Origin of the sequence: Streptomyces sp. NPDC050988 (assembly GCF_044456225.1) — a bacterium.
Classification (GTDB): Bacteria; Actinomycetota; Actinomycetes; order Streptomycetales; family Streptomycetaceae; genus Streptomyces.
Genome location: NZ_JBITFQ010000034.1, coordinates 1 through 12,926 on the forward strand (window position 1 = coordinate 1; position 12,926 = coordinate 12,926).

At 68.7% G+C, this 12,926-nt stretch carries 15 protein-coding genes; 5 read left to right on the forward strand and 10 right to left on the reverse strand.

Going from position 1 to position 12,926, the window contains the following annotated elements; genetic code table 11:
- Positions 1-203 precede the first annotated feature (203 nt).
- The 4 genes from ACIBEI_RS41580 to ACIBEI_RS41595 all read right to left on the reverse strand — a co-directional run bounded on the left by ACIBEI_RS41580 (position 204) and on the right by ACIBEI_RS41595 (position 3,465).
- Positions 204-482, reverse strand: a complete 279-nt coding sequence (locus tag ACIBEI_RS41580) for a hypothetical protein (RefSeq protein ID WP_398896004.1) — start codon at positions 480-482, stop codon at positions 204-206.
- A gap of 109 nt (positions 483-591) precedes the next feature.
- Positions 592-2,283 carry a hypothetical protein gene (locus ACIBEI_RS41585; protein ID WP_398896006.1) on the reverse strand — a complete coding sequence of 564 codons (1,692 nt, stop codon included), beginning with the start codon at positions 2,281-2,283 and terminating at the stop codon, positions 592-594.
- Positions 2,284-2,794: 511 nt separating this feature from the next.
- Positions 2,795-3,073: a hypothetical protein gene (locus ACIBEI_RS41590; protein WP_398896007.1), complete on the reverse strand. Its 279-nt coding sequence runs from the start codon at positions 3,071-3,073 to the stop codon at positions 2,795-2,797.
- A 179-nt stretch (positions 3,074-3,252) separates the two neighbouring features.
- Positions 3,253-3,465: a hypothetical protein gene (locus tag ACIBEI_RS41595; protein ID WP_398896009.1), complete on the reverse strand. Its 213-nt coding sequence runs from the start codon at positions 3,463-3,465 to the stop codon at positions 3,253-3,255.
- Between the two features lie 178 nt (positions 3,466-3,643).
- On the opposite strand from ACIBEI_RS41595, the gene ACIBEI_RS41600 reads away from it, so the two are divergent.
- Positions 3,644-5,392, forward strand: a complete 1,749-nt coding sequence (locus ACIBEI_RS41600) for a hypothetical protein (RefSeq protein ID WP_398896011.1) — start codon at positions 3,644-3,646, stop codon at positions 5,390-5,392.
- A 300-nt stretch (positions 5,393-5,692) separates the two neighbouring features.
- On the opposite strand, the gene ACIBEI_RS41605 is transcribed toward ACIBEI_RS41600, so the two are convergent.
- Entirely contained in the window at positions 5,693-6,559 is an 867-nt protein-coding gene (locus tag ACIBEI_RS41605; protein WP_398896012.1) for a hypothetical protein, read from the reverse strand.
- A 435-nt stretch (positions 6,560-6,994) separates the two neighbouring features.
- Between ACIBEI_RS41605 and ACIBEI_RS41610 the strand changes: the two genes are divergently transcribed.
- From ACIBEI_RS41610 to ACIBEI_RS41620, 3 genes are all read left to right on the forward strand, one after another.
- Positions 6,995-7,387 carry a hypothetical protein gene (locus tag ACIBEI_RS41610; RefSeq protein WP_398896013.1) on the forward strand — a complete coding sequence of 131 codons (393 nt, stop codon included), beginning with the start codon at positions 6,995-6,997 and terminating at the stop codon, positions 7,385-7,387.
- 266 nt (positions 7,388-7,653) lie between these two features.
- On the forward strand, positions 7,654-8,577 hold the full coding sequence (locus tag ACIBEI_RS41615; RefSeq protein WP_398896015.1) for a hypothetical protein: 924 nt from the start codon (positions 7,654-7,656) through the stop codon (positions 8,575-8,577).
- A 64-nt stretch (positions 8,578-8,641) separates the two neighbouring features.
- On the forward strand, positions 8,642-9,250 hold the full coding sequence (locus tag ACIBEI_RS41620) for a hypothetical protein (RefSeq protein WP_398896017.1): 609 nt from the start codon (positions 8,642-8,644) through the stop codon (positions 9,248-9,250).
- A 158-nt stretch (positions 9,251-9,408) separates the two neighbouring features.
- Here the strand turns inward: ACIBEI_RS41620 and ACIBEI_RS41625 are convergent, their stop codons facing one another.
- Genes ACIBEI_RS41625 through ACIBEI_RS41635 form a run of 3 tightly spaced genes read right to left on the reverse strand, consistent with a single transcriptional unit; the run spans position 9,409 to position 10,905 of the window.
- Positions 9,409-10,092, reverse strand: coding sequence for a GNAT family N-acetyltransferase (locus ACIBEI_RS41625; RefSeq protein ID WP_398896019.1), 684 nt, complete (start codon positions 10,090-10,092; stop codon positions 9,409-9,411).
- A gap of 18 nt (positions 10,093-10,110) precedes the next feature.
- On the reverse strand, positions 10,111-10,473 hold the full coding sequence (locus ACIBEI_RS41630) for a VOC family protein (RefSeq protein WP_398896020.1): 363 nt from the start codon (positions 10,471-10,473) through the stop codon (positions 10,111-10,113).
- 15 nt (positions 10,474-10,488) lie between these two features.
- Entirely contained in the window at positions 10,489-10,905 is a 417-nt protein-coding gene (locus ACIBEI_RS41635) for a hypothetical protein (protein ID WP_398896021.1), read from the reverse strand.
- 43 nt (positions 10,906-10,948) lie between these two features.
- Here ACIBEI_RS41635 and ACIBEI_RS41640 point away from each other — a divergent pair, with 43 nt between their 5' ends.
- Positions 10,949-11,116 (forward strand): hypothetical protein, encoded by a 168-nt coding sequence (locus ACIBEI_RS41640; RefSeq protein ID WP_398896023.1) that lies wholly within the window; start codon positions 10,949-10,951, stop codon positions 11,114-11,116.
- Positions 11,117-11,358: 242 nt separating this feature from the next.
- On the opposite strand, the gene ACIBEI_RS41645 is transcribed toward ACIBEI_RS41640, so the two are convergent.
- Entirely contained in the window at positions 11,359-11,715 is a 357-nt protein-coding gene (locus tag ACIBEI_RS41645; protein WP_398896025.1) for a hypothetical protein, read from the reverse strand.
- Between the two features lie 345 nt (positions 11,716-12,060).
- Positions 12,061-12,873, reverse strand: a complete 813-nt coding sequence (locus ACIBEI_RS41650; protein WP_398896027.1) for an SAM-dependent methyltransferase — start codon at positions 12,871-12,873, stop codon at positions 12,061-12,063.
- Positions 12,874-12,926: the final 53 nt, after the last annotated feature.

Sequence of the window (12,926 nt, forward strand, 5' to 3'; positions counted from 1 at the left end):
GTCACCCTCGCGGAGCTGCAACGCAGCGGCCAGATACACAGCCCCATTGTCCCGAAAGCACAGACGTAAAGCTACTTCAAACACGCAACACTAGGGCATTCACCGGCTCGGCCAGCACGACACCACGCCTCTCCGAGGCGCAACAACATGATTTGCTTCACCACCGGGGTGAATCCCGGTGCACTGCAGATGAATTCCGGTAGCTAAAGGTAGGGCCGGTACTGTGCGTCCAGCTCCGGTTCTGACATTTCGTCCAGGATGCGTCGAATGGAGTCCTTGCAGTCGTCGCACCAGTAGTAGCGCTTCACATCACGGTAGATGATCAGCCTTCTGATCAATTCCCGGTCGGTGACCTTCTTCTCATCGCACCTCGAGCACTCGATAGCCCTCGGCAGGAAATCCACAGGCCGCATAACACTCTGAAGTACCCGCGTGAGCTTGTTCATGGCTCTCCCCTCGGTGATGCAGTCTACGAGGGACATGAGCCGCCACAGTGAACGTGTACGCTGGCGCAGCTCTGACGCCAGCCGGGGCACGGGGCGAACTCGCGCAGTGTGGGCATGAGTGTTGCCCTGAACAACTGCCTTTGCATCAGGGGTGGTTGAGCAGGTGGGTCAGAGCGCAGAAGAGGGCGGGTGTCAGTGCGCGCGCGGACTGCTGGCTGTCGGTGTCGGTGAACCCCTTGGGATGTGCGGTCACCAGGTCGAGTGCTTCGTCGACGCTGGATGAGGTGACGTCGAAGGCCCGGGCCAGTTCGTGCACCCGTGCCCGGGCGTCCGGCTGGGCAAGGTCATCGGCGCTGTCGGAGGGGAATCCGCTGGCGATCATGTCCGCGCGCCAGTTGGTCGGCTGGGTGCGTAGTTCGGTGGCGACGGCCTGGCCCACGCTGGGGTGGCGGTGGGCGACGAAGGCCTCGAAGGCCAGCATCTGCTGCGCCCGACGCCACCCTTCGACGTGAGCGTCGTGCTCGGTGTCCGGATGCTGCTGGAGGTAGGCGGTGATCGCCTCGTCCCACTCCTGCTGCTCTTTGGGGTTGGTGAAGCCCTCGGGCAGGGGTGGCATCAGGCCTGTGTGTTCGGCGGCGTAGGCGGTGGCGGCGGAGAACCGTGGGGGTGAGATGTTCTCCCGGGAGACGAGCTGCTGGGCGTGGGCGAACCAGGGGTCGACGCCCAGGGGGCGGCCGAAGGCGTCGCGCTGCATGCTGCGCACGGCCATCGCCGCCTGCTCGTCCTCGAGGGCCGCCATGATCGCTGCGGGTACCGGGTCGACCGGGACGACCTGGCCGTATCGGGTCAGGGGACGCAGGCCGAGTGCGGTCGCCTCGCGCACGGCGGCCAGGCCCATCGACGACCTCCAGGCCCAGTCCCGTTCCGGCACGGGCTGTCCGGCCTGAGGCTGGGCGAGGATTTCGCGCAGGATGTCAGCGGCCGGGCGCCGCTCGGTCACGCCGGTGCAGAGGGTGTCGGTGAGTTCGGCGAGCGGGGTGCCTTCGGGGATGCCGGTCAGCCAGGCCGCGGCCCGTCGCCCGAAGGCGGGGAAGTCGGCCGCGTCATGGTCGTCGAAGCCGTGGATGCCCGCGAAGAGGGCCATGACGGGGAGAATCTCGTCGGGCATGCTCCAGCGCCGCAGTCTGCGCATGCCCAGGCGCAGCGCGTCGCGGGGCGTGGTGTCCCAGGGCACGTCGAGGTCGACCTCGGCGAGGCGGAGCAGGTCGGCCAGTTCGTGGCTGTCGGCCATCGGGCGGCCGGCGGTGGCGCGTGCGAAGGCCTCGGGGGTGGCGAAGGTCCGGTGTCCGGTCAGGGTGCGCGAGGGGCTCAGCTCGTCGGGCAGGGGGCGGCGGCAGGCGTGTGTGGTGTCGGCGGCCAGGAGCTGGGCGAACCCCAGGTGGAAGTCGGAGCTGTCGATGGGCAGTTGCTGCTCGTCGGAGAAGCGCACCATCAGGCGCAGCAGATCTTCCACGCCGTCCCACTGGTCGGTGGGGCGCAGGATGTCCAGCCATGCCTCCCGCCCGTTGGCTAGGGTGTACTCGCCGTCCTCGGGGACGTAGCCGGGTTCGCAGGCAAGGCCGATGTAGAGCAGATCAAGAGGATCGGCGTCCGCCAGCCATTCGGGCGCCTGGCCGGAGAAAAGGTTCTTGCCGTAGGTGTACATGCCCATGGTGTAGCCGCTGGCCAGGCTGTGCTCGCCGCTGCCGGGCATGATGACACCCGGGGTGCTGCTCCCGCGGCCGTTGTGCGCCTTGTTCTGCCGACGTTCCTTCTTTGCCCGGCTCGCCTTGCCCATCGCCCTCCGCTCTCTCCTGGATCTGCGACTCTACGGGAGTGGGCGGCCGTGCTGGGAAGCATTGCCCCGATGAACAGGAACGGTCGGCAGCCGGTCGTTCTCGCTCACACTTGCGCTGAATCTGTCGCTTCCCGAGCGTTCACGCGGTCCAGTGTGCCGCGGGCATTCCCTGTGCAGCGCGCCCCGCCCCCGAGCTGTACGCCGTCGAGCGGCTGGGCGCGCATCGCGCCATCCAGACAGGATTGCCCTGAATGCAATCCTCCATCCTGTCCCAGGCGTTGTGTTCAGGGCAACTGTCAAGTCGCGGTGGCGAGCGGCACCGGCCGTCACGAGGCGCGCGCGGGTCCGGGTGAGGCGGCGTCCACGCCGTCGGGGCGCCGAGCAGCATGATCGCTTCGGGCGGTGTCCACTCGCCTCGCCGCCGCAGGTGATGGTTCATGACGTCGCATACCTCGTCGCCGCTGATCCGCCCTGTGGCAGCCAGCCTTCCGGCCATGTCCAGTACCGCCGTTCAGTGTCGGGCGAGATGGGTCTCGGCCTCCTGGGCAGCCGCGTGCCGGGTCCTCCAGTCGAATCCCAAGGAGCGCATCGCCGTGCGGTCGTGCGCTGCTGCGTTGCGGGTCGCCCTGCCGTGCATCGGGGTCCACAGTCCTTGCTCGCGCAGACACCGCACCTGGGCGAGCTCGCCGCCGGGCAGGTTCACCAGCTGGGTGTGGATCTCACCCCAGACCACGTTGGTGTACCCGTCGGCGAGGGCACCTGGGCGGATCGTCAGCACAGCCTCGCCCATCCAGAAATCCCCGGTCGCCGCGCTGCGGTGGGCGGCCCGCCTGTACCGGGACGCCGCCCACACACGCGACCGCCAGCCCCTGACGGACGTACGTAACACCTTCCGCCAGCTCGCCTTCTCCTGAACAGCCTCCCACTCTGGTGCAGTTGGGCAGGTACGCTGGCTGTCGGGCGGGGACGCTACCGACCGCGCGCGACCCGCTCCAGGAACGAGCGCACGACCACGGTCGTGGCCAAGGTGATGCCCAGCGTGGTCCAGCTCCAGGAGCCGCCGAACTCCCCGGCAGCCAGCCTGTATCCGTACCCGGCGATGATGCCCGCCACCGCGGCCAGTGCCATGCGCTGCCAGCGCCGCAGATGCGAAATCCTGCTCGCTGTCCCCTCGGCTGTCATACGCTGACCATACCCGAGACGAGAACGCCGCCGACGAGCGTAGTGGCGTTCTCGAATGAACCGCCAACCATGGCCGCCCAGGCGAACTCGCTGGAGCTGACGAGGCTTTGGCCGTGCCACTGCAATCGCAAGGGCGCACGGGGAGCGGGCGCTACGACGATGGCTAGAGTTCGGAGGCATGTCCTCGCATCGTCCAGATCAACTCGTGAACTCCGCCGTGGCCACGCGTCTTGGGACGCTGTTGCATCTGCGCGGCCCGGAAGGCCGAACGGTGGTCGCCCGGAGCATGGCGCACGGCAGCTCGTACACCATGCCGGCGGACTGGCGGCGGCTACCCGCCGAGGAACAGGCCCAGGCACTGGTGAAGGCCGAGGCACGCCGGATCGCCGATGCGCGGCTCTACGCCTTCGACAACGCGGCAGTCAGCGCGCTGCGCGCCGTGGCAGACGATCTCGACGTTCTGATGCCCGTGACTGCTGACCTTGTGCCGTCGCCTGCCGGGATGGTCTTCTTCGCCTCGCCTGTCTCTGTGTCCGCCGACGAGGGCATCATCACGGCAGCCACCTGGGGCCCGCCCATGGACGGCTTCGGAGACGGCGTCCACCTGACCTGGTGGACGGACACGAAGGCCTTCGTCGAGCGTGAGATCGCTGCTGGCCGGACCAGCAGGGCGGATGCCGAGTACCGCAAACGGTTCTTCGGCCCGCTCATGCTCCACGTAGACATGCACCTGCCGTTCGTGCCCCTGGTGGACGCCCGGCTGGTGCCGCTCGCCGAGCTCCACGGTTCAGACCGGGACTCGGCCCCGGCCATCCGCGCGATCATCGCGGCCTGTTACGCGCTCAAGCACGGCCTGGTGCCGGTGCGCGAGGAGCGAGCCGACCCGGAGCTCGGCCGGGCGCTGGCAGCTGAGAAAGCGAAGCACCGCGGGGTACAAGTGGCCAGGGCCGAGAACACGGAGGCCCTTGCCGCGGCGGTTCGGGAACGGGTACATGCTGCCGCGCAACTGCTCCCGGAGCTGGCGACGGGCGGATTGAGCAACCCGGACCGGATCGTTCCGGGCGAACTCGACGAGGCGTTCTTGCCAGAGCGGGATGAGGAGCTCGATCCGGGGCTGCGGTGGGCGGCCCGCCTGTACCGGGACGCCGCCCAGCCGCTGGCCATCCTCGAAGAGGAGGCGCAGCAGCGCTACCCCGGAATCTTCGACCACCTGGAGGAAGTCCGTGCCCGCGAGTACGGGAGCTGGCCCGAGTGGTGCTGGGTTCCCTACAGCCGCGTCGCCCGCGCCCTCGCCGATTTCGGATCGGTGAAGGACGTCGAGCTGGCTGTCCAGCATGCTGTGGTGATTGCGGGACTCGGCGCCTGGAAATCCCGCGGGCGCAACGCCGTTGTTCTGGACTGGCTGCCCGACCCGGGGGCCCGTGCGGATCTCGCTCCTGTAGATCTCCCGGCCGCAATGCCTGTTCACGGCGTGGCATTGCTCCACACCGACATTAAGGACGGCGTGCCCGTCTACGGCGGGGGCATGCTTGCCTTCCTCGACTACAACGCCACAGACAAGCGCGCTGAACTGCTGTGCCTGGACTATCACCGCGGTCCCGGCATCCAGGACGTCTACGAGTGGCAGTTGCTGCTGTCCGGCTCCACCGTGACCGAGGCTGCCGAGGCGACCGCCGCCGTATCCCTGCTCCCGGTGAAACCGTCGGGCGAGCAGACCACGCGCGAGGAGCTCAGCGAGCTCATCGGCAGCACGTTCGGCTGGTACTTCCCCTTCCTGGCGACCCTGGCCGATCCAGTCGGCAACCATGCCATGGTCGGCGAGGTCGCGGCGGCACTCGGACGCCGGCCCCCGCGTGCCTGGCCGCCGTCGTCGGGCGGCGGCCGCCACATGACGCTGTGGCTGGCCAGGCCCGCGGCCGCGCAGTGACCCGGACTCGTCACGGACAGGTACCTGGACTCTTCGGTACCCGCGGCAACGCCGCCAGGACCCAGTGTCCTCGACGCGGCCTGCCCCTGGGCCCGCCGTGTGTCAGGGTGCGACGCCGACACGGCCTGGGTGATGATCCCGATCGTCGTCCAGTCGCCCATCGGACTGAGCCGTCAACGTCCGGCCTGGATCCGCGATCGGCGTGCGCCAGTGGGCGGCTTCTTCCTGGTGCCCGGGGCACACCAGCGACGGCCTGAGCCGACCGAGTCGGCTACGCCAGGGTCTGGTCGACCAGGAACGTCAGGCCGTGGCCCTCCAGAGGGCGTACTGCTCACGCACATAGGCACAGGGATCCCGAGGCTCGGGCGTACTGCCCGGTGCCCGGCTCGGCGCGGTGTGGTCCTGGTCGTGCTGGAGGAGCGCCTCGGCGAGAGCCCGGGCCTGCTCGACCCGTTCTGCGGGCTGGTCGTCCGGCCCCCAGGCCAGCAGCCACCGGTCGGTGAACGCCGCGGTCTGCAAGAGCAAGGCCCGCCGGTCGGCCGGCGTCAGGGCCTGCCCGCTGAGCTCCGTCAGATCCTGTGATTCCTGCAGTTCTCGAACCAGGGACAGGTGTTGCGACAGCGCCGGAGCGCCCGGGTAGGCGGGATGCGAGTAGGTGTCGTCGGCGAGGGCCAGTCCGAGGACGGAGGCGCGGGCGAGTGCGGGTATACGGTCGTCCAGGCGCTCGCCCTGGGCGGCGTGGTTGGCCAGGACGGCGTGGGAGAGGCCGATGATCTGGAGAATGCTCTCCTGGACTTCCACGTTCCCCTGCTCCAGCTGCCCGACCACCGAGGCAAGGTAGGAGGCCAGCTCACCGGGTGGAGCCTCCGGCAGGGAATCCACCATGGCCACGGTGGTCGGTGCGTCCACCAGCAACTCGCTGGCTCGGGCCAGGGAGGTGAACCGGACAGCAGGGGTGTCGTCTCCGGCCGCCTGGTGGAGCGCGCACGCAACCAGGGCCTGGACCCACGCCGCGGTTTCGTCCTCGAAGCCTTCGGTCGGCGACCAGAGCTCCAGATGGACGCAGCCGTGCCATGACTGGAGCCCGGAGGCCCATGTTGAGCACTCGGTCCAGCGGTCCGGGAAGACAGCGGCGCGCAGTTGAGCGGCGATCACTTCGGCATCCACGGCAGGACACTAGACGACAACAGTCGCACCGCGCCTCGGAACGCCGGATCGGTGCCGGCGCACGCCACGAAGCCCGGCGGCGCCGGAACGCCTCGGCGGCGTGTGCCTGAATCGCCTTGTTCCTCGCCTCCGCGAGCGGCTTCATAAGCTGCAGCCCGGGGACAACGCCTTGTTCACGGGCTCGATCGAGAGGGATGGACCATGACACCTGCTGAGCCCCCGGCGGCGCAGACGTCCCCCAGACCGTGTGGGAGTGCTGCCTGGTCTGGGCGGACCTCCTGATCAGCCTGCACGTGGAAGCGCTGGAGCAGGACCGTCATGACCAATTCTTCAAGTTCTCCGAGGAGGAGAACGCCCTGTACGTCGGGGTGGTCCGGCCCCTGGTCTCCTTCCTGCTCGCGGCGGCTCTGAACGAGCGGATCCTGCGACTGGACCTTGTCGTTCCGCGACGCGGTGTTCGTGCCGCTTGCTGCTCCGCAGGACGAAGGCGTCACCGGCACGCTGCGACGGTCGCCGTACAACGCGCTCGAGCTCAGCCCCGACCTCGACGACGAAGGGGGTGCCTCGCGGGCGCTGCTCGTGCAGAACGCTCTCTCTTCCCACCCCGACGACCGACTGCTGTGGGACCGAGTCTGCACGGCCGCGCAGGCCGTCGTGGACACGGTCGCTCGGCGCACCCATGTGCGTCATACGGGCCCCCGTCACCCCGGCTCCCGTGCCGACGGCCCGTACTGGGAGCGCGGCAGCACGATCGCGGACATCCTTCTCGGCGAGCAGCAGCGCCGTGAACTTGGCCGACTCGCCGAGCTCTGGGGCGATGAGTACTAGCGAGCGCCCCTACTGGCGGCCTGCTTCCTGGCCAGTCGCCAGGCGATACCGGGCGGCGCTGTTCGTCGTCCACGAGTGCGTCGGCACCCCCAGGTGAAGATGCCGCTCGCAGGGGCCAGTCGGATACCACGGCCCGGATGACCGAGGCAGAGACGGTCCAGTCGCACGGGCACCACGGCCCGGGCCTCACTCCGTCACCGGGCGATGACCGCGCGGAACGGCCGCGCCTACGCTATCCGTGAAACTAGAAGAGGGGGAGCCCCACCGTGAGCGAGCACCAGCACCCGCCCGTCGAGCTGCCCGAGCCCGGTCCTGCCGAACCTGGCGTCAACCAGCTCCTGCTGGGCGAGCTGACGGCATCGGCTCTCGCCGGCTGCGAGCCGTGCGCCGATGCGCTGCTCGACCAGATCGCCGCTGACCCCGCGAGCACCGCACGCCTGGTGGAGATCACGCGTCGCGTGCCGCTGCGCATGTACGACGGCCGCCTGCCTCCCTACACCCCATACACGCCGGATCACCCCCACAACGCCGCGTTCGGGTTGCTGGCGCACAAAGTGAAGGCCGAGGATCCTCATCTCGCCGCGTGTGTTGAGATGCCCGAGATCCACAGGAAGGCCGTGGCGTATGTCGCGTTGATGCACCTGGCGGAGTACGTGCGCTTCGAGCAGGAAGGCGGGTTCGGCACGCATCAGACGCTTCCGGAAGCCTGCGTCGCCCTTGGTGCCGGAATGGCGGGGTGGTGGCACCGGGCGAAGCCGCAGCAGGCTGCGGAGTTCACCAACCGCTGGAATGTCCACTGGGCGGCGCGGTTCCCGGAGGAGGGTGCACCGGTTGCTGCAGAGGCTGTGCTTTCCTTCGTGCTGGGATCGGTGCTTCATCACCTGGCAGTCGAGGACGGCATCGGCCTCGACAGGCTCCCCCGGCTCACGTACTCCAATGCCCCTGCCGTCCTGCGGGATACCGGACTCACCGGACGCGTTCTGCGTGACTTCCGTGCCCCTCGCGCCGTGGAGTTCTTCGCCGCTCCGGGCAAACGGCTCTCCGCCGACGAGGCGTTTCTGTCCGACGTGGGCGGCACCGCCGTCCTCGTTGTCCAGGCGCATGTCGCTGACTGCGAGCACAGCTTCTTTCCACGCCATACCTGCGAGATCGTGCATCGGGCAGCCGAGATCACGTCCGTACGTGCTTGAAGGGCCCGACTGTGCCGGGCGTCGGTGGTAGGCCAGATTTCAACGGAGCGCTACGGTGAGGGGGATGACGACCGATGCGGCTACGACGGCGATCCAGCAACTGCGTGCCGAGGTGGCCGCGATCGAGAAGTCACTGGTGAATCAGGAGTGGATCCCCGGTCGGCTCGAGCTCAGGCTCGGCGGCACGTTCCTCACCCGTTCCAAGCAGATCGACGAGGACCGGCGGCCTTCCTGGTTCCCGCCGCCCAGGCACGTGTTCGACCGCTGGCGCACGCACCACTTCACGTACCATGCGCGTCTCACCGAGGAAGCGGAGCAGATGCTGTCGGCCCTGTGGGTCCGTCTTCTGCTGCGCCGCTCACCGATGCGCCGGCTCGTGGCGGCCTACGCCGTGGCGGGGCGCGAACTCCTGCCGTACGCGGAGCGGATGCGCAGTGCCTTCGATGCCACTCCGCCTGTCCTCGACGAGGAGCGGGTCGGCCGACACATCCGGCAGAGCGGGCTTCATCCTGCCGAGGCTAAGGACCAGATCTGGCGTGAAACGGTCAACGAGTGGGAGGAGCGGCATCTGCCGGCGGCCGAGTTCGTGGAGCCGCTTGAGCCTGCCGAGTATGCGATGAGCAGGGCCGCCACGGTCATGGTCGCCGCGGTGACGGGCGACATCACCTATTGAGACGGCGGGTCCACGTGCGGCGAAAGCGGCTCAGTCCGTGCAGGCCGTCGACGCAGTCCGGGAATTCGTTCCACGAGGCGAAAGCGCCGTCGTGGGGTACCGATTTGATGGTGAACTCGTGCTCGGTAGAGGAAGTTGATGGAGGCCGACGGCTCGTCTTACAGGTGCAGGATCATGTCGACGGGTCCCGGCTCCGGGGGCTCCGGGTTCAGGCCGAACAGGTGGCGGCACTCGTCGAATCCCTTGATCAAGACGGGCTGCTGGTCCTGTCGGCGCCACGTCTCGGCGGTAAGCACCGCCTCGTGGACCTCGACCAGGCGGCCGTCGACGGCGAGGCGCCTTACACCGTTGGCCTGGTATCCGAATTTCTCGGAGACGCGGCGGGAGGCGGCGTTGTCCGCGAAGGCGGTGGAGGTGACGCGCTCGGCGCCGAGGCAGACGAAGGCGAGGTGGAGGGCTGCGGCGCGCATCTGGGTGCCGAAGCCGCGGCCCTGGAAACGCTGGCCGAGCCAGAAGCCGGTGCGGGCTTCGCGCGTGACGCGGAAGTCGCGGGCGGAGAGGTTCTGTTGGCCGATCACCTGGCCGTCGTGGAGAACGGCCAGGTGGAGGCGCCAGTTGTCCTCGCGCCAGTCACCGCGGGCCCACCAGTGGTTCTGAACGACGTTGCGGGCTGTCTGCTCGGGGGTGCCGGAGGCCCAGGGCTGCGGGAAGTACACGGCGCCCGGTGGGACAACGCCGTCGGCCGCCACCTGCGCGAGCTCGTCGAGTTGGTCATCGTCGGGGACGTGCAGGACCAGATCGGGGGTGGTGAGCGTGAGCTGGGTGAGCGGCCAGTGGCGCATGGATGCCCTCCGGGGATGTCAGAAACCGTCGATGCCGATCACGTTGCCGAACGGATCGGTGAGCTGTGCGATCTTGCGGCCGGTGCCGTCGCCGACGTCGAGGGGGCCACGGTGGTGGGTGCAGCCAGCGTCGAGGAGGCGCTGTCGTACGGCGTGAACGTCGTCGACGGACCAGTACGGCACGGGGCTGCCGCCGCGCCGGTTGCGCTTCTCCTCCAGCGGGTGGAAACCGAACTCCACGCCGGCGACATCGAGCCAGGCGTACACGGAGCTGCCGTCGACGTCGAGGTGGACCTCGGTTTCGAGGACGCTGGCCCACCAGCGGGCGGACTTCTCGGGGTCCTCGGCGAAGATCATGATGGCGCGGATGCCGTTGAACACGGGTGCCTCCGTCGGTCACTGGTCGGCGCCGTGGAGGGAGGTGAGACCGGTGGCCTCGGCGAACGCGATCAGTGCGCGCACGAGGCCGGCGTCGCTCCACTGGGCGCCGAGATCGTTGGTGTGACGACGGTATGCCTGGCGGGTCCAGCGCGGGGACAGCGCACGCCCGTTCACCTGCGCGAGGTAGGCGAGGGTGATCAGGTCGGGCAGTCCGGTCAGGTCTGGGCGCAGGGTCTCGGCGTCGATGAGCGCGAGGCGCTTGTCGGGGCGGCGTCGGCAGTGGTCGGTCTTGAGGTCGAGGTGGCCGAGGGGCACGTGGTCGTCGCCGTGGGCGGCGGTGGTCAGCTGCAGCAGCTCCCGCCATGCGGCGGGATTTCGAACCCACGCGGGTGCGGGTGAGTTGGCCGCATTGACCAGGCGCCAGCGGCTCATGGTCTCGGCGGTGTGCTGGGGCCACCGGGCTGGTGAGGTGTGGATGGCCCGCGACGGTGGCGATCAGCTCCTCGAATCCGTCCTCGTGGTCGATGTCCGCGCCCTCGTCGAGGAAGTCGACCACCAGGGTGCGGCTGGTGTCGCTGGCGCTGTGCAACTCGGGCAGGACCCGTGCGCCCTCCAGGAGCTGGTAGGCGAGGACCTCGCCTAGGTAGGCGGCCTCGTCGCCGTGGCGCTTGAGGAGCTGGCGGGGCGGGGTGCCGAGCGTGAAGGTCGCGGTGCGGTAGCGGGCGGTCAGACAGCGCACCGGCCCGGGCGCGGCCGGGTGATGGCGGTAGATCAGGGAGCGGGCCTGGGCCTCTGCCCGGGCGGGGTCGGTGGTGAGCGGGGTGGCGAGCCACCCGTCGGGCCGCACGCGGGCGGCACCGGCGAGTGGCCCGGCCAGTTGGGTGTTCATGCCGCGGCGCCCTGGGTGTGGCCGAGCGCGGTGAGGCTGTGCTCGTAGCAGCGGGCGGCCAGGTCGGGGCGCTGGTGCTCGCCGTAGACCGCGAACAGGGCGTAGACGGGGGAGTCGAGCGGTTCGCCGATGTGCCAGCCCTGGTACGAGCCGCCGACGACGTCCCAGATCTGAGCCCGGCCCTCGAAGACGGCGATCAGGTCCTGGTAGTAGATCTCGATGCCGAACGGGTAGAGGGCCATGGCCTCTTCGCGGCCGGTGGACTCCACCGGCTCCCAGGCGGGCCCGGCGATGTTCCAGGCGTACGATTCGATGGTGCCTTCGGCGCCGGGCGGGTCGAGCAGCCGCAGCATGGCGCGGCGGGAGCCGACCGGGCCGCTGAGGTAGTCGTGGATGCCCGGATGCCAGGGCGCCCGTCCGGGTTGCGATCAACTCGCGGGCCATCTGGGGAAGTTCCTCGGCGAGCAGGGCCCGCGCCGTCTCCCACTGCTCTTCCGGCAGGGGCTCGGTGATCGGGGAGGGGTTCCACCTGCTTCGGGTCGGCGAGTCGACGAACTCCTCGAACTCGCACGGGCCAGCTGACACCTTGTTTGCTGACGACCTCGCCGCGCTGTCGGACAGGGAATGCCTCGTCGAGCATGTGAGACACCTGACGCCTCCACCGCTTCCGGTCCAGGTATCCGCTGAGCCAAGAGGCGTCAGATTTTGCGGCCGACTCCGCAGAGCACCGCGACGTCGGTGGTGGGCCACGGGTTCGGTTCGGGCCGCCATTGGGAGGTGGGCACCACGCCGGGCTCTACAAGGGCCAGACCGCTGAAGTAGGCGGCGATCTGTTCTGGGCTGCGGTTGGTGTAGGGATGAGGGCTGCCGCTGTTCTCGTTGTACTGACGGACAGCCTCGTTGCGTTCCACGTTGGTGGTCGTGCCGTCGTTGACTACGAGATAGCTGCCGGAGGGCAGAGCGTCCAACAGGTGCTTCAGTGCCTCCAGCGCCTCGTCGTAGTCTGGGACGTTGCCCAAAATCCCCAGCATCATCAGTCCGATGGGACGGCTGAAGTCCAGCGTCTTGGCGGCTCCCGCGAGGATCCGGTCCGAGGCTCGTACGTCGGCATCGATGTAGTCGCAGGCTCCCTCGGGGTGGCTGGTCAGCAGGGCTTGGGCGTGCACGAGCACCAAAGGGTCATTGTCGACGTAGACGATCCGCGACTCCGGCGCTACCCGCTGGGCGATTTCGTGAGTGTTGTCGGCGGTCGGCAGGCCCGTGCCGATGTCGAGGAACTGCCGGATGCCCGCCTCGCCTGCAAGGTAGCGGACAGCACGTGCCAGAAACGCCCGGGTGTGCCGGGCGTCGTCAACGATGCCCGGGAACACCTTCATCACTTGGTCTCCGGCTGTGCGGTCGACCTCGTAGTTGTCCTTGCCGCCAACCCAGTAGTTCCATATCCGCGCCGAATGCGGCACTGAGGTGTCGATCTTGCCTAATGCCTGCTGTGCTGGGTCGCCATCTTTCACGGAGAACACCCTCCCGACCTGCGTCCAGTAGTTCTCGCCCAACCTACTGTCAA